This is a genomic window from Allobosea sp. RIT-PG3_2 (assembly GCF_057321085.1).
In genome coordinates this window covers 738,350-754,337 of sequence record NZ_JBXWCA010000002.1, presented here as the reverse complement: position 1 = coordinate 754,337, position 15,988 = coordinate 738,350, and the positions used below count along the sequence as shown (strand labels likewise).

The 15,988-nt window shown below is 59.8% G+C and carries 17 protein-coding genes; 8 read left to right on the top strand and 9 right to left on the bottom strand.

The window, feature by feature from the left end; translation table 11 throughout:
* Positions 1–160 precede the first annotated feature (160 nt).
* Together AC2FAN_RS09125 and AC2FAN_RS09120 are read left to right on the top strand one after the other, a co-directional pair.
* On the top strand, positions 161–1,048 hold the full coding sequence (locus tag AC2FAN_RS09125; RefSeq protein ID WP_485173465.1) for an IclR family transcriptional regulator: 888 nt from the start codon (positions 161–163) through the stop codon (positions 1,046–1,048).
* A 70-nt stretch (positions 1,049–1,118) separates the two neighbouring features.
* The gene (locus tag AC2FAN_RS09120) at positions 1,119–1,973 is read left to right on the top strand and encodes an alpha/beta fold hydrolase (RefSeq protein WP_485173464.1); all 855 of its coding nucleotides are present in this window, start codon (positions 1,119–1,121) and stop codon (positions 1,971–1,973) included.
* A gap of 63 nt (positions 1,974–2,036) precedes the next feature.
* On the opposite strand, the gene AC2FAN_RS09115 is transcribed toward AC2FAN_RS09120, so the two are convergent.
* Positions 2,037–2,510, bottom strand: coding sequence for an Lrp/AsnC family transcriptional regulator (locus tag AC2FAN_RS09115; RefSeq protein WP_485173463.1), 474 nt, complete (start codon positions 2,508–2,510; stop codon positions 2,037–2,039).
* 107 nt (positions 2,511–2,617) lie between these two features.
* Here AC2FAN_RS09115 and AC2FAN_RS09110 point away from each other — a divergent pair, with 107 nt between their 5' ends.
* The 3 genes from AC2FAN_RS09110 to AC2FAN_RS09100 are packed head-to-tail and all read left to right on the top strand — an operon-like array spanning position 2,618 to position 3,877.
* On the top strand, positions 2,618–2,941 hold the full coding sequence (locus AC2FAN_RS09110; RefSeq protein ID WP_485173462.1) for a hypothetical protein: 324 nt from the start codon (positions 2,618–2,620) through the stop codon (positions 2,939–2,941).
* Positions 2,938–3,492 (top strand): PPC domain-containing DNA-binding protein, encoded by a 555-nt coding sequence (locus AC2FAN_RS09105; protein WP_485173461.1) that lies wholly within the window; start codon positions 2,938–2,940, stop codon positions 3,490–3,492. The genes AC2FAN_RS09110 and AC2FAN_RS09105 overlap by 4 nt, the downstream gene beginning before the upstream one ends.
* The gene (locus tag AC2FAN_RS09100; RefSeq protein WP_485173460.1) at positions 3,485–3,877 is read left to right on the top strand and encodes a PPC domain-containing DNA-binding protein; all 393 of its coding nucleotides are present in this window, start codon (positions 3,485–3,487) and stop codon (positions 3,875–3,877) included. The genes AC2FAN_RS09105 and AC2FAN_RS09100 overlap by 8 nt, the downstream gene beginning before the upstream one ends.
* A gap of 161 nt (positions 3,878–4,038) precedes the next feature.
* Here the strand turns inward: AC2FAN_RS09100 and AC2FAN_RS09095 are convergent, their stop codons facing one another.
* From AC2FAN_RS09095 to AC2FAN_RS09060, 8 genes are all read right to left on the bottom strand, one after another.
* On the bottom strand, positions 4,039–4,803 hold the full coding sequence (locus AC2FAN_RS09095; protein ID WP_485173459.1) for a fumarylacetoacetate hydrolase family protein: 765 nt from the start codon (positions 4,801–4,803) through the stop codon (positions 4,039–4,041).
* A 79-nt stretch (positions 4,804–4,882) separates the two neighbouring features.
* Positions 4,883–6,859, bottom strand: coding sequence for an alpha/beta hydrolase domain-containing protein (locus tag AC2FAN_RS09090; protein ID WP_485173458.1), 1,977 nt, complete (start codon positions 6,857–6,859; stop codon positions 4,883–4,885).
* A 242-nt stretch (positions 6,860–7,101) separates the two neighbouring features.
* Positions 7,102–7,950, bottom strand: a complete 849-nt coding sequence (locus AC2FAN_RS09085; RefSeq protein WP_485173457.1) for a fumarylacetoacetate hydrolase family protein — start codon at positions 7,948–7,950, stop codon at positions 7,102–7,104.
* A gap of 70 nt (positions 7,951–8,020) precedes the next feature.
* Entirely contained in the window at positions 8,021–9,319 is a 1,299-nt protein-coding gene (locus AC2FAN_RS09080; RefSeq protein ID WP_485173456.1) for an ABC transporter substrate-binding protein, read from the bottom strand.
* 56 nt (positions 9,320–9,375) lie between these two features.
* Positions 9,376–10,224, bottom strand: coding sequence for a carbohydrate ABC transporter permease (locus AC2FAN_RS09075; protein WP_199084951.1), 849 nt, complete (start codon positions 10,222–10,224; stop codon positions 9,376–9,378).
* Positions 10,225–10,234: 10 nt separating this feature from the next.
* The gene (locus AC2FAN_RS09070) at positions 10,235–11,173 is read right to left on the bottom strand and encodes a carbohydrate ABC transporter permease (RefSeq protein ID WP_199084950.1); all 939 of its coding nucleotides are present in this window, start codon (positions 11,171–11,173) and stop codon (positions 10,235–10,237) included.
* 75 nt (positions 11,174–11,248) lie between these two features.
* Positions 11,249–12,301 carry a sn-glycerol-3-phosphate ABC transporter ATP-binding protein UgpC gene (locus tag AC2FAN_RS09065; RefSeq protein WP_199084949.1) on the bottom strand — a complete coding sequence of 351 codons (1,053 nt, stop codon included), beginning with the start codon at positions 12,299–12,301 and terminating at the stop codon, positions 11,249–11,251.
* 169 nt (positions 12,302–12,470) lie between these two features.
* Positions 12,471–13,271 (bottom strand): IclR family transcriptional regulator, encoded by an 801-nt coding sequence (locus AC2FAN_RS09060; protein WP_199084948.1) that lies wholly within the window; start codon positions 13,269–13,271, stop codon positions 12,471–12,473.
* Positions 13,272–13,381: 110 nt separating this feature from the next.
* On the opposite strand from AC2FAN_RS09060, the gene AC2FAN_RS09055 reads away from it, so the two are divergent.
* From AC2FAN_RS09055 to AC2FAN_RS09045, 3 genes are all read left to right on the top strand, one after another.
* The gene (locus tag AC2FAN_RS09055; protein ID WP_485173455.1) at positions 13,382–14,134 is read left to right on the top strand and encodes an SDR family NAD(P)-dependent oxidoreductase; all 753 of its coding nucleotides are present in this window, start codon (positions 13,382–13,384) and stop codon (positions 14,132–14,134) included.
* Positions 14,135–14,168: 34 nt separating this feature from the next.
* On the top strand, positions 14,169–15,176 hold the full coding sequence (locus AC2FAN_RS09050; protein WP_485173454.1) for a Gfo/Idh/MocA family protein: 1,008 nt from the start codon (positions 14,169–14,171) through the stop codon (positions 15,174–15,176).
* A gap of 105 nt (positions 15,177–15,281) precedes the next feature.
* Positions 15,282–15,959, top strand: coding sequence for a hypothetical protein (locus AC2FAN_RS09045; RefSeq protein WP_485173453.1), 678 nt, complete (start codon positions 15,282–15,284; stop codon positions 15,957–15,959).
* The last annotated feature ends 29 nt before the right edge of the window (positions 15,960–15,988 follow it).

The following is a 15,988-nucleotide window of genomic DNA, read 5'->3' as shown; positions in this document are numbered from 1 at the left end:
AGGCTGTTTTCATTATCGATCGTAAAGTCGTCGATTGATTACATCCACAATATGGATTGCATTTGGCGTTTATTAGATTGGGCAAGTTCAATACCTCTTGTCAAGACCGGATTTCACCCCTAAAACTCAAGAGATATTCATCCATATTATGGATTGAAAAATGGCTTCTCCAGTTCAACCAGGTGGCCCTTCCGGGACGCAGAGCATCGAGCGGGTTTTCGATCTATTGCGCCGGATAGCTTCGGCGGGAGACGAGGGCGTACGGCTGAGCCAGCTGGTGGCCAGCACCGAGCTCAAGCAACCTACCGTGTCCCGCCTCGTGCAGGCGCTTGTTGGGGAGGGCCTGGTTGAGCAGGACGCGCGAACAAAGGCCTTCCACCTCGGGGTGGAGGCCTTTCTGCTAGGTGCGCTCGCCAGCTCTCGGTTCGGGGCGCACAAGCAGGCCCTCGACTCCCTCTCCCGCCTGGCCACGGTGACGGAGGATTCGGCGTTCTTCTCGGTTCCGCGCGGCTCCCTGTCGGTTTGCCTTCACCGAGAGGAAGGAGCCTTTCCAATTCGGACCCAGGCACTCAATGCCGGCGATCGCTACCCTCTCGGTGTCGGAGCCGGAAGCCTGGCGCTGCTCGCGGCCATGCCGGATGACGCCATCGACGAGGCGATCGATGCCAACTTCCCTGCCCTTTCAGGTCGGTACCCCGCCTTCAATCGTGCGTTGATCTGGCGGCTTGTCGGCGAAACCCGCGAGCGCGGCTACGCCGTAAACGAGGGACTCGTGGTCGCCGGCTCCTGGGGCGTCGGAGTCGTGGTGCGGGGGCCGGATGATGACGCTCCGGTCGGAGCCTTAAGCATAGCAGCCATCGAATCTCGCCTCGGGCCCACCAGACAGCAGGAAATCGCTAAGCTCCTCCAAGAGGAGGCGCATAGGGTCCAGGAGAAGCTACGTCGCTTTCATGATCAGGGCAGCTCTCGTCGCCGCCAGCGCGTGACCGAAGCAGCCAAACCGAAGGCGGTCGGAGACAGCGGTCGAAGGTCGAAGCTTCCGCGATAGCTCTCTCTCAATCACGCGGCGCAGCAGTTCAGCGACATCACAAAGAAAAACTAGCCGAGGAGAAACGACCATGGACTTCGAGCATCACCGGGCGCAGGTCGGCGAGGTCGACCTTCACTATGTGTCTTACGGCCAAGGCGATCCGGTCGCATTGATCCACGGCTGGCCACAAACCTGGTTCGCATGGCGCCATGTCATGCGCCTCCTGGGCGGTCAATACCGAGTTATTGCTCCCGACTTGCGAGGCCTTGGCGATTCAATCGGCCCCGGCACCGGCTTCGACAAGCGCACCATGGCCGGCGATATCTGGGGGCTGATGCATAACGTTCTTGGGTATTCGCAATTTCATCTCGTCGGACATGATTGGGGAGGCCCCGTCGCCTACGCGACCGCTGTGCAACACCCGGACGCCATTCGTACGCTCACGATCCTTGATGTTGCCATTCCCGGCGACGGCAGCCCGAATATCAGCCAAGGCGGGAAGCGCTGGCACCACGCTTTTCATCAGACCATGGATCTGCCCGAGCGGCTCGTCGAAGGACGCGAAGATGTCTATCTTCGCTGGTTCTATGACAACTACGGCCATCGCCCCGGCGTCATTCCCGAGGAGGACGTCGCGGAATATTTGCGCTGCTACCGGAAGCCCGGCGCCATGAAAGCGGGTTTCAGCCTATATCGGGCGCTTCCTCAGGACATCGCGGACAATGCGGCGGCGGCCGAGAATCTCAAGCTGCCGATGCCGGTTCTGGCCCTGGGCGGAGCCGATAGCTGGGGGCGCGGACTTGAAGTCAAGGCGTCCCTGGACCGCTTGGCCGTCAATGTCCGAGGGGGCGTGATCGAGCAATGCGGCCACTGGATTCCGGAAGAGCAGCCCCAGATCCTCGCCGACAAGCTCTTGGCTTTTTTTGCCGCTGAAGGCCAATAGCGGAATGATCTCAGGCTCGGGCGGCCGCTGGAACATATGGCCGCCCGGCCACCCCGAACGGCCTTATCTCGCTTCAGGCACCACCGACAGGCTGCGCTTTAGACAGCGCAGCGCAAAGCACGACCGCGTATGTCGTACGCCCGGCACTTTATAGAGCTTGTTGCGCAGGAACTCCTCATAGCCAGCCGTTCCACTGACGGCGACTTTGATGAAGTAGTCGTACTCGCCGGTCAGAAGATACGCCTCCAACACCTCCGGAAATTCGGCGAGCGCGGCTCCGAAGCGCGCCAACACGTCATCGTCATGGTGCTCCAGGTTCACCTCTATGATGACGGTCTCGGACAGTCCGAGCAGGGACTGGTCCAGGATAGCGGCATAGCCCTGGATAAACCCGTCGTCCTCCAGCCGCTTTACGCGCTGCCAGCACTGACTAGCCGATAAATTGACCTTCTCGGAGAGCTGTGTGCTCGTCAGCCGGGCGTTTCCCAGGAGCTCCTTGAGGATCTTCCGGTCGATGGAATCAATCTGACGCGCCACTTTCAAACCCTCACTCCAATACCGAACCGGGTATCGGCACTCTTCGGCATATGCCGACAATGATATTGTAATGAGACTTTATCTCAAAATTTTCTTTTGAAAATTGGTTGAAGACCCCGGCTGATCCGAAACATGTTTTGTTTCGACAGGGCTATGATCCAGCAGCCTTGGGAGGGCTGCTGATGTACCGTGCTGAGTTCGCTTCAAGCGACCCGCTGAATGATCTGCCGCGCGTGCTGGACTCCTTGCGGAACCTGGGATTCCAACTTCGCCGAGCTTCCGTGGAAGCAGAGGCCGGAGAGTCTGCCCGGATCAGTGTTCAATTTCTCCCGGCGGGCCAGCTTTCCGTTTCGACCTTCATTGAGCGCATCAGCCGCATGCCTGGAATCGAGAGGGTGACGCACGGCTCGCTTCAGGTCAGCGCCTCATGAGCATGGACCTTCTGGCGCGGGCGCCGCGGCCTCGAACGCTTATCCATCCGGGTCGCCCTCGCCCGCACCGGATTCTCAGTCTGAGCGCAGAGGCAGGGAGACATTTCCGGCTCCTGCTTCAGCCGGGCGTTAGTCTGTTTGACGGCCTGGTGAAGCCGCTCGCCGAGGTGGGTGTGACGAACGCCTCAACCACCATATTGGGTGGGTTCTTCAGGGAGCTTCAATATTGCGTCGCTCCGCCTGATCCGAAGGGCAGGGCCGTTATTGCCTATACGGCGCCAATCGATGCGGGCCGTGCCACCTTGATCTTCGGAAACGCAACGCTGGGCAGGAGTTCCGAGGGAGTTCCCCTCGTGCATTGCCACGCTACGCTACGGACCGAAGACGGCATCGTGAAGGGCGGCCATCTCCTGACTGACAGATGCATCGTCGGTCCAACCGCCATCTCTGTACTGGTGACGTCGCTGGACGGCTTCGAACTACGCCAGATGTACGATCCCGAAACGAACATTCCGCTCCTCCAGCCATACCGGGACGAGCATCATGTCTAGCTCAGCCGTCGTCGAAACCGGAACGATGGGACGCGTGGCGTATGCCCGGATCGCTCCCAACGAAGATCTCGTACAGGGCATCGAAAAGCTTTGCCTGGCCGAAGGTTTTCGCAATGCCTTCGTCCGTGGAGCTCTTGGCAGCCTTGTCGATGCCTGCTTGGTCAGTCGCGATGGAAGTTACCTGCATATCCACGGGCCGGCCGTCGAAATCGTCAGCCTCGCGGGAGAGGTAAGGTCTCAGAACGACGGCTCTTTGAGAGCATCGCTAACGGGCGTGGTGGCTGATACGGACGGCAACGTCTCCGGCGGCCCGTTTGTAGCGGGTGCAAATCCCATCTGCATGACCTTCGAGGTTACCCTCGAAGAATGGCTTCCAGCAGGTTGAGCGCGTACAAGACGATGCCTCCTCGTCGGCACGATATCGGTGGCAGATCGGGCTCAAGATGACGATCGGGTTGGCAAGCGCCATCGGCGTGAAATGATCGAACTCGTTACTCCAGTGAACAATGGGCCTTCATTAAATCGCACCTGGAGCTGAACTAGACACTAAATAGCGAACCGAACGGATACTTGGCCGACCTTATCCAGCTGAGCTGTCAGAAGTCCGGCGGCATGGACCGGCAGAACACCACAAAGGGTCCCAGTGGTCACGATCTGCCCTGCCTTCAATCCCCCAAGATAATCGCTTTGCCTGTTTGCATAAGCCAGTAGAGGCAACAGTGGATCTCCAGCAGGATGGGATGCGGGAGCTTGATAGATTGACTGTTCATTCAGAGATACTTTACAGTTTAATTCCCCGACCTGCTCAAGTGTATTGAGTGGCAAACTATCGCCAATGATGTAAGCTCGATTTCCGAGATTATCTGCCAAAAATGATAAGAATGGCACATTTTTCGGGTCCTCAAACCGCCCGCCGATCACTTCAATACCTAGAACCAGGCTCTCGATCGCGTCGAGGATATCGGAGCGATCGTAAGAGCCGGTCTCTCGCGTTGGTAAATTCCTCCCGAGACGGACCGCCAGTTCGACTTCGATCGTACAATTTGGAAACAAGGTGATCTCGGAGTATGCGGTGTGCATATCCTGCAGCGGAGCGGCGATTGGCTGTTTCTCCGGGCCCAGGGCCACTTTCCAGCCGCGCACGGTCCGGTCCAAACGGCGTTGGACGAGCGCTTGAACCTCCATGGCTTGGTCCGCGTGCTCCGGCACGGGCAGTCCGGCGCTCGCTACGCCGATCCCGGCCGCGTTCGCACGAACGAGGGCGACGGCGAGTGCTTCGGTGTTGTCGGAGCGAGAATTATTCTGCGTCATCCCTGGCCTCGTGTCATTGTCCGATGTGATGTCGCGGGCCGTGGCAGATTTCGCCCGCGACCGTTCCTGTGTCTGTCCGCTAGTTGGCGGGCGGCGTGAGCCTTGCCAACTTTCCGGCTTCGGCCAGTTTGACATCGGCCTCCGCATCAGCCGGGAGCAGTAACCGCGCGGCTACGAGCTCGTCGGCAGCAGCCTTCACCTTGGCCACATAGTCGGCCTCCGTGTGGTACAGTTCCTCGATCGTTGGGCGGGTATCGTTTGCGGCTCTCTGGGCGCGGGTGGCGGCGAAGGGCACGGCACTACCTTGTGCCTCGCATAGATCTTCCGGTCCCTCGGCGCCCTTCAGCGGATTCCAGCCTGTATAGGAGCCGCGGGGTACGGCGACCATTGGCATCTTCACGCCGCCGCGTGAGTTGCCGTCGGTACCCGCCTGGGGAACCATCAGGTTGAACGTGCCCTCCACGACGGGGCCTGTGGGTGTCTGAGCGACCCTATAGGCTCGCGCGTACTGCCCTCGATAAGGCAGAGCATCGCTGCCGGGGTACGCGCTCGACGCGGCGCCGAGAGTGCCGTCTTCCAACGTTGGGTAGCGGCTGGCAGGCGGCGGAGTTCCGCCGAGCCACTGATTGAGCGAGACGATGAGGGCACGGATCAAAGGCGGACCTTGAACGGAACTGCTGGCGAGCTTGCAGGCGGGCGTCGGTTGGGAGACGCGACCGCCCCAGCTTGAGTGCGGAGCCCCAACGATCAGGAAGGCGCGCACCTCGGGGGGCAAGGCCAATGGCTTGCCAGTAACGTCAGTGACGTTCAGGCCCGCCTGCGAGGCCCAGAACTCGTATTCGGAATCGATTTGCACAATCTTGGGGCAAGTGCTGGTCACGCGGCACTGCTTAAGGAGGCCGTCTTGGGCGCCGGTGCTCGGATCGACGCTCGTTTCGTACGCGAACGGAAATTGCGCAACGGGATACAAGCGGTCGGCCGACGGTCCCGGGTTGCGGCTCGGCTGGGCGAAGCGGGCGTTGGTGAAGCTCTTACGGGCACCTGGCACAACGGGCATCATGCCATCGAACACCTGCCGGTTCTGCTCGTCGACGTTGAACCCGAAATACAGGAAGTCGCGCAGGGCGCGGCCCGATTGAGAAATGCCGAAGCCGATTGTCTGCGGGGGCCTGTCGGGCGCTAGAGGGTTGGATGCGCTTTTGTCAAACTTCAGGAACGACACGACATCGCGCAGCGCGGCGAAGCCCATGCCCATCACAGCCGGATCGGTGGCGATGTAATTGAATTCGTAGACGGTCCGTTGGCCCATCCCGGCGGGGCGGGTGACCTCGATGGTCCTGGGATCGAGCTGGCGATAGGTCAGGCCGTCCACAGCGGTGGCGTCGGCGTCTGGCGTTGTCCGCGCGGTGATGGTGCCCGTGCCGCCCGCCGCGGCCGGATAGCTCAGAATGACTTTCTGGACAGTGTTGACCCCGGCGAAGGTGAAGCTTTCCCGCGACGGGCCGGTCAGGCCCTCGATCACCGGAGCTTGCAGGCCGATGCCGGTGGGAACATCGCCCTGCCAGCCGACTTCGACAACAGTCATGCCGTTTTCGAACAAGAAGCCGCTGCCGCCATTCGAAGCCTTGCTGAACACCGCGCCCAACGACCGCACCGGCTGCGATCCGGTCGAGGCCGGGCCGCTGGGAGGCGCGTCGGTCGCGTCGTGAAGCCATCGATTGAGCAAGACATCGCCACGGTTGGGAAGGTCCACCAGCATCGGGCCCGTCGCGATGCGCGGCCGCAGGATGACAACATCGGTGGTTGCCTCGACATGACCGCGCGCGTTGCGCGGCGCGCGTTCGAGGTCGACGATATGGCGGTTGGTAATGTTCATCGGGTCAACCGCGAAGGTCGCCTTGCCGACGATCATCTCGACTGGTCCGGCGGCTCCGAAGCTGCGGCCCTCGAAGGCCGGGCCGCGTGACACGATTTCAAATTTAGTCACCTCGGACACGGCGGGCGTCGCCGCGAGAACCGAGAGGCCTAGGGAACTCAATAGCCACGTACGGCGCATGAAACTCTCCTGACGGTAACTTTGGCATCACAAAGCTTGGTTGAGAGGGACGAGCAGAGGCGGGAGGCTAGAAAACTGAACGCGAAGCAAAAGTTTGATCACGATCGAAACTGAGCGGGAGGGACGCTGCCGGCGACCGGCTGGGCTTCGATGCCTCGCGGCCGCGACCTCAGAACCATGGTCCCGCGACATGGTTTGCCGCGGTCATGTCGCATATGCCTGGCCCCGTAGGGCGAGGCATGTCAGGCCGCGTCGGCGACGACGGTCTGGCGCTGCTCGCCCAGCCCTTCGATCCCTAGCGTGACGATCTGGCCAGGACGCAGATAGATCGGCGGCTTCATGCCCTGCCCGACGCCGGCCGGCGTGCCGGTTATGATCACGTCGCCAGGATTAAGCGTCATCAGACCGCTGAGATAGCTGACGATCTCTGCGATGCTAAAAATCATGTTCTCAGTAGTGCCGTCCTGACGTCGCACGCCGTCGACATCAAGCCAGAGCCGGAGCGCTTGAGGATTGGGGACCTCATCGGCGGTGACGAGCCAAGGCCCGATTGGTCCGAAGGTGTCGCAGCTCTTGCCCTTGGTCCACTGACCTGTCCCCTCGGTCTGGAAAGCTCGCTCGGACACATCGTTCGCGAGGAAGTAGCCTGCAACGTGATTAAGCGCGCGCTCTTGGGAAACGTATTTGGCCTTCGTTCCGATCACGACCCCTAGCTCGACCTCCCAGTCCAGCTTGGTGGATCCGCGGGGTTGAACGATGTTGTCATTGGGGCCGACGATTGCGCTCGTTGCCTTCAGAAACACGACCGGCTCGGCCGGAGCCTCGTTACCCGTCTCACGCGCGTGATCGATGTAATTGAGCCCGATACAGATAAACTTCCCAACACCACTGATGCACGAGCCGATCCGCCCTACGTCGCTAACGATAGGCAGCGTTTTTGGGTCGAGCGCTGCAATCTGGCGGAGGCCATCGGGCGTCACGGACTCGCCATTGATGTCTTGAACGACCCGGCTCAGATCTCGGACAGTGCCGTCGTCTTCGAGAAGAGCCGGCCTCTCTGCACCCACCGGTCCGTAGCGAAACAACTTCATGACTGATTCTCCATCATCTGCGGGTGGAGTGGAAAGCAACCGCCCCACCCGCTTTGGCTTTAGCCGGCGCTCACTGCGCCTTGGCCAACGCTTCGTCGTAACGCTTCACGACTTCAGCGTAGGCGCTCTCTGGGGTCTCGCCGCGCAGCACGATCTTCTGAAATGCTTCGCCGACGATGGTGTGGAAGGCAGACAGGATCGGCGTGTAGCCAACGGTGCGACCGCGTTGGGCGATGAGATCGGCCCACTGCTTCTGGTTGGCCGCTGCTTCGGTCTGGAAGTAAGGGGCGCTATACGCCGACTTCCGCGAAACGACCTCGCCGCCCTCGGCCGCGAGCGCTTGAGCCTCGGGGCTGATCATGAACTTGATGAAGGTCCAGGCGGCGTCCTGCTTCTTGGACTGCTTGTTCAAGGCGATATGATAACTGTAGACCGTCTGCTTATCAGTGACGGAGTACGATGGCGCAGGCGCCCACCCAAGATCATCGCCGCCGCCTTGCTGCTGAATGGTCTTAAAGCGATAGAGCCCGAAGTTCGTCATCGCAATGGTGCCGGACCTGAGGCCATCATGCACCTCGTTGATACCCATCTGAGCGCTGCGGAGCGGCGTCACCTTGCACGTCGTATAGAGGTCCTTGATCGTCTGGGCTGCCCGAACAAAGTCTTCCTTGGTGAAGGCGATTTTGCCCCCCGGGCCGAAGTACTGGCCATTGTTTCCCGGGAACATCGAACTGATAAAGAACTCGCCGAGGCCTTGAGCGCCTCCGAGACCGCCGGTCGCGCCCAGAGGAACGGCAAATCCCGCTACGTTGTTCTGCGTGAATTTTCCGCCTGCTGCACAGACCTCGTCCCAGGTCTTCGGCGGGGTCACGCGGGCTTCCTTCAGGGCCGCTTTCCGATAGAAGAGGATCGGAATCCGGAAATCCTGGGGAAGGCTGAAAAGCTTTCCGTCCACCTGGGCGGTCGAAAGCGGAAGAAGGAAGTCATCAACTGGGATGCCGTCCTTTTTTACCAGATCATCGAGCTGGGCGATGTTTCCGGTCGCCGCGAATTCGGAAATCGCGAACCCGACGATACGGACGACGTCTGGGGTCTCGCTGCGGGATTTGATAGCTCTTGCGACAGTTTGAAGGGTCGGGTCAACAAGCAGCTTGATCTTGATATCGGGGTTCTTGGCCTCGAAAGCCTGGATCATCTTGGTCTGGGCCGCGGCACGCGGGTCGCTGGCGTTGTTCGGGTCGAGGAAGGTCGAATAGACGATCTCCGTGCCCTGAGCGGCGGCGTTGCCGGTGAGTGCGGCGGAAACGCTCGCATAGACGGCAAATGCGGCAGCTGTCTTGAAAATTGCTCGACGAGACTTAACGTCCATAGTTGTTCCCTCTCTAGTTTGTAGTTCTACACGGACAAGGCATAGAAAAGTGCCCGTCAGCCCTTCACCGCGCCGGCAGTAAGTCCGGAGATGAACCATTTTTGGACAAGGCCAAACATAAGGATGACCGGCATTGACGCGATCACAACGAAGGCCATCATGTACGACCAGGAGATTCCGATCGCGTCGAACACTTGATTGACTAGCGCAACTTGAAGTGTCCTCTTAGCGACTTCAGGCGCGAACACCGCGACAGTGATGTAATCGTTCCAAGTTGTCACAATTCCAATCGTCGCGACGGCCGCGATACCAGGACGGATTAACGGCAGAATCAGGTTCCAAATGATCTGGAAGCGGTTCGCCCCATCCATAAACGCCGAGTCTTCGATCTCGATCGGAACGGCCTCTACGAAGTTGGCAATGAACCACACAGTCTGGGGAATGATCCGGGCCGCTAGGATGATCGTCACAACAATGCCGCTGTTGAGCAGCCCGAGTGTGTCGAGCAGGTAGTAGGTGGGCACAAGCAACGCGACACCTGGGACCATCGATGTCGCCAAGATCACGAGCATGAGGGCTCGCTTGCCTTTGAAGGAAAAGCGAGCGGCAGCGTAACCAGCGGGAATGCCGACCAGCAGTGCGACCGCCACCGCTCCAACGGCGTAAATGACAGAGTTCCAGAAATCCCGAGCGAACGACTGATCGCGGAAGACCTTGAAATAGTTTTCCAGCGTTGCCGCGCTGGGCCAGAGGGTGGGCGGCACGGCCACCGCTTCAACTTCAGTTTTGAATGAGGTCGCAAGAGCCCAGACCACCGGCCCGAGAACAACGACCGCAAAAACGAACGACAGGAGGATTGCGGGGACGCGCCCTGTCTGGCGGCCAGTCGATACAGCTGCGCTCATCTGCAAAATCCTATCCAGTGACGCGGCCAGTGAGCCGGGTGTAGATCACGCCAAGGGCGACGTTGATCAGGAGGACGACGATCGAGACAACCGCGGTTGGGCCTATGTTGACGGCCTGTACGGTTCCACGGAAAGCCTCGAAACTGAGGGTCGTCGTCGACCCAAGCGGTCCGCCGCCGGTCATGACGATGATCAGAGTCATCAGGGTCAGGTACATAATCGACAGGGTAAGCGCGGTGCTACCCAGCGTTGGGAGGATCTGCGTCAGCGTGACATACCGAAACTTGATGAACGCCCCTCCGCCATCAATTTCCACGGCTTCGTAGAGTTCTTTCGGAATTGACTGCATGGCAGCGGTGGCCATGACCATGACGTAAGGAAACGACCACCAGGCGGTGACGACAATGATAAGGGGCAACGCGAGGCTCGGGTCGCCCAACATGAGGCCTGGCTCGATCCCGGCAACGTGCATCAGATAGGGGATAGGTCCGAAAGACGGGTTCAGAAGCCAAAGCCAGATGCTGCCGACAACCGACATCGACAGCGTCCAGGGGAATAGAATGAACACTCGCAGGACGGTGCCGGTCGGGCCCGCGTTGTTTAGCACGAGGGCGGCCGCCATACCGAGAACCAGCGCACCTGCGAGCGAGCCTACAACGTAGGCCAGCGAGACGAACACGGTGTCCCAGAATGCTGAGGAACCGAAAACCTCAGCATAGTTGGCCAGACCTACGAAACCAGTCAGCTCGTAATACCGAGTTTTCTGAAAGCTAAGCCAGGTGACGAAGAACGTCGGGTAGAGGGTGACAAGAAACAGGATCACGATCGCTGGGGCGAACCAAAGATAGGGAGCCCAAGAGAAGCGAATTTGGCTGCTTGCATCCGGCGCGTCGCCTAGAAGACCAGCGCTGGGAGAGGTGATCGCGGCCTGTGTGGGGCTTGCTGACATTTTGATTCCGTTCGAGTTCTCTCGACCACAGCTGCAATCGCGCACGATGCAGCCAGGGAGAAAATGCTTCGGCACTCAGGAGAGGCGGCGTCCGTCGCGTTCGCTGAACAGATGAACGCGCGAAACATCCGGCCTGACTCGAATGGTTTCGCCAGGCTGCGGCAAATCCGAGTCTCGGAAAATGCAAACGATGCTGTGCGACCCGTGCCGAGCAATGACCTGTGTCTCAGCGCCCGTAGGTTCGACAACGGCTACTGTAAGAGCCAATCCGTCATCGCTGCGAACGAGATGCTCGGGCCTCACACCGTAGACCGCGTCGGACGACAGATGCGCGAGGCGTGACGGCAGAGGCAGCGTCGATCCGTCCTCAAGCAGGAACCGGCCGTTCTCGCAGCTGCCTTTCAGGAAGTTCATGGCCGGAGAGCCGATGAACCCAGCCACAAACATGTTGGCGGGGTTGTTATACAGCTCAAGCGGGGCGCCGACCTGCTCCACAATCCCATCATGCATCACGACGATTTTGTCGGCCATGGTCATGGCCTCGACCTGGTCGTGCGTCACGTAAACGGTCGTGGTCTTCAGGCGCTGATGCAGCTCCTTGATCTCCGTGCGCATCTGCACCCGGAGCTTGGCATCGAGGTTGGAGAGCGGCTCGTCGAAGAGGAAGACCTGCGGATTTCTGACAATCGCGCGGCCCATCGCCACGCGCTGACGCTGGCCGCCAGACAGCTCACGGGGATACCGGTCAAGCAGCTTTGTTAGGCTCAGAATCTCAGCGGCACGCCGCACACCAGCTTCGCGCTGCTCACGCGGAGCCTTCTTCAGCTTCAGGGAGAAGCCCATGTTTTCGGCGACGGTCATATGGGGGTACAGCGCGTAGTTCTGGAAGACCATCGCGATGTCGCGCTCCTTCGGCGGAACGTTATTCACCGTGCGGCCGCCTATTTGGATCTCCCCTCCCGAAATATCTTCAAGGCCCGCGATCATGCGTAGAAGGGTCGACTTCCCGCACCCTGACGGGCCGACCAGGGTCACGAACTCACCGTCGCGAATGTCGACCGTCACGCCGTGGATCACAGGGGCGATGCCGTACGTCTTCCGGACCGCTTTGAGCTCAACGTTCGCCACTTGTTTTCTCCCTGATCCGCGAAGCGGGTGTTTTTTGGTTGGCCAGTCTGCTGGCTGTTAGTGGAATGATATTCCGTTAACGAGCTTTTTGTCAATTATCTTCTCGCGGCCGCAACATCAGGCGGCGCAATAAAGATTGTTCGACAATAATTTCAGTATGTTGAGAGGATTAGGCGCTCGTGGCCTGCCTCGTTGGCGTGGCGATTCTGTAGGGCCAAAGGGCCGAAAGCTCCTGCGCAGCCGCCTTCACCTGCTCGCCTACTGCTGGAACGACTAGCGGAGAGAAACGATGGATAGGGCCGGCAACACTCACGGTGCCAACCACCTGATCACCGACGCGGATCGGAGCGGCTATGGCCGCCACGCCAGGCTCGGCCTCTTCAATCGCCGAGCCCCATCCTCGCTCCAATGTCTCGTCCAGAGCGGCGGAAAAAGTCTGCTTTGTCGTGATGACGCGGGGGCCGCCGATATCGGTTCGACCCAGACCGCTGGCGACGGCACGAGCTAAGGCCTCGTCTCGGTTGAGCGTCGATAGCCAAGCTTTGCCATTGGCGGTCATGTGCAAAGGCACTTTGGCCACGAGTTCTGGCTGATAAATAAGCCCGGAACGAGCGCCTTGCGAATGAGCAATCCAGGTTAAGCCATCGGGGTCGACGATCGCAATTCTCCCGAGTCCTTCGGTGCTATTTGCAAGCCTATCCAAAATCGGCTGACAAATGTCCGGTATACGCGTTCCGACCAGTAGTCTTTGTCCTACAACCGCTAGGCGCAGAGACAGGCGATAGAAGCCGCTATCGGCATCCTGCTCTGCCCATCCTAGGTCGCATAGGGTGGTTACGAGCCGATGGGCGCCGCTCTTGGGTACGTCCAGGCGCCTGCTGATCTCGCCGAGCGACATGGCGCCAGCGTTCTCGCTTAGCAAAGTGATGAGGTCGAAGCAGCGTTCGACGAGGGATTTGACAAGCCGCATGACACCACGTAGCAAAGAGGTTGTTGGAACGTCATTCCACTAGCACAATTCGCTGAGTTTCGCAAACCTGTGCGCCCCAATTACCCGCCTAGAAAATCCGGGAGTTACCAATGCAGCAGGAGCTGTCGGGAAAGATCGCCGTGGTCACAGGCGCTGGCCGCGGATTGGGCAAAGCCATTGCGGAGGTTCTCGCCGGCCGCGGTGCTCATGTGGTCATCACCGATCGCGTGATCGAACCCGCCGAACAGACCGCAGCGTCCATCCGGGCCTCAGGCGGCAAAGCCAGTCTTATAGCCTTCGATGTGGCTGAACCCGATCAGGTCGAGGAAGCCTTCGGAAAAATCCGGGCTGAATTCGGCCGGGTGGACATTCTGATCAATAACGCCGGCATCGGGGATTTCGTGAGCTTCCCCGAGATCACCCCGGAAAAATGGGATCGGATGCTCAACATCCATCTGAAAGGCTCGTTCAATTGCTGTCAGGCCGTGCTCGCCGGCATGAAAGAGCAGAAGTACGGCAAAATCGTCAACGTCAGTTCCGTAGCCGGAAAGCGCGGCGATTTTATCGGCAATGCGCATTATACCGCTGCCAAGGCCGGAATTATCGGCCTGACGAAATCTCTAGCGCTCTACGCTGCCCCATTTGGCGTCAACGTCAATGCCGTCGCCCCCGGACTCTTCGCAACGGAGCTCACCGATGGGATGAGCAGCGACATGAAGGCGACGACGATTTCGCGCATTCCCGCAGGCCGCCTCGGGCGCCCTGAAGAGATCGGTCGCGCAACCGCCTTCCTCGTTTCCGACGACGCTAGCTACATCTTCGGGGAGACCCTAAGCGTCAACGGCGGCTCCTACATGGATTGAGTGACTCAACACTCGCTTTGTCACGGAGCTTCCTATGAAGATCGCAATATTCGACGTCAGTCATTGGCATTTCCCGCTCTACATCCCCGCGCTGAGCGATCCGGGGGTCGAAGTAGTCGGCATCTCCGATAGCGAAGCGTTAGCGGGAGCGCGTTTCGCGGAGCAGCTGAACTGCAAGCTTTTCCACTCGAACGAAGAGCTGCTCAAAGCGGATTTCGATTTCGCTCTCGTGTTCAGCCGCCATTCCAGGATGGCTGCCTTGGCCGAACGCCTCACCGACCGCGGTATTCCGTTCCTGATCGAGAAGCCTTGCGGCCTCAATCTGAAAGAGGTTCGCCGCATCCGGCAGCTGGCGGAGCGGCGGAGCGTTTACGTCAGCGTTCCGTTTATCAACCGGGTAAGCGATTGGGCTTCATGCCTCTCGCCCGCCGAAGGTTTTACGCCGGAAGGCTTTCAACATCTGTCCTTCAGATTCATCGTGGGTCTCGCTGATCGCTATGAGCGAAACGGGAACAGCTGGATGCTCGATAAACAACAGGCAGGCGGGGGTTCCCTCCTGAATGTCGGCATTCATTTTATCGACCTGATCTCGGCTCTGACGGCCGCCCCCATAACCCAGGTTTCGGCTCAGGCCCGGACGTTCCGCCCCGACGTCTCCGTCGACGAGCAGGCCATACTGACCTGCCAGAATGCAGCTGGCCAAATTGGCATGATCGAAACCGGATACCTGTATCCGTCAACGGCGGAAGACCAGCGGGACTTCGCGTTTTCGATCTCGCACACCTCCTCTTACGTGCGAGCGTATGCTGACCAGCTCTACGTGAAGGGACGCAACGAGCAACCCGGGCGGTCCGCCACTGTCGAGTTTAATACAGACGAATATTACCCGGTGTTTCTCAGACGCAGTTGGGTGGATCTGGCCGAAGGCCGAGCACCAATCGCAGGTCTACGCGAGGCGGAACATGCGATCGCCGTCCTCGAGGCAGCATACCGTTCCGCAGCCAACGGCGGCACGCCCCAAACTGTCGAACACGCACTGTAGGTCCACACCCGGCCAGTAGCTCAATCCAGCTGTGACGCTATCGCGTTCGCCGGTCTTTCGGGCCGTTCGAACGCAACGGGAAAACAAACGAGCGAGGAGCTTCCCATGTCTTTGTCAGGATCAGGCGTTATCGCCATCTGGAACGATATCACCGATGAAGGCCGTGCCAATTTTTACGAATGGCACGATCGCGAGCATATCCCGGAACGAGTCGGTATTCAGGGCTTTCTGCGCGGTCGCCGTTACATCGCTTTGTCGGGGACGCCGGAGTATTTCACGCTCTACGAGGTTGAGCACAAGTCGGTGCTCACCGGAGCGGACTATCTGGCGCGACTGAACAGCCCGACCGAATGGACCACGCGCTCGGTTCAGCACTTCAGGAACACCTCTCGTTCGCTCTGCGATGTGGAGCTCTCGCTGGGCGCGGGCTCGGGAGGCTTTATCGGAACGATCCGTTTCGACTCCGATCCTGCTCGTGACGCGGAGCTCCTGAAAGCAATCTCCGGCTCCATCCTGCCTGAGGTGGCGAAGGCGGCCGCTATTTCCGCAGCTCATGTCTGCCGGGCCGATGAGAGCGCGAGCAATGTCAAAACGGCTGAGCAGCGGGGGCGCGCCGCCAACATGGTTCCCCGCTGGGTCGTGATGGTCGAAGGCGCTACGCGGGAAGCGGTCGAGAACGCCCTTTCCACTCATTTGAGCGATGCGGCTCTTCGTGATTTGGGCGCTCTGGAGGCGCAGCAGGGCATCTACAGTCTGCAGTTTGACCTCGTCGACGCTCGATAATGCCATCCGGCCTAGGGCACCAGTGCTGG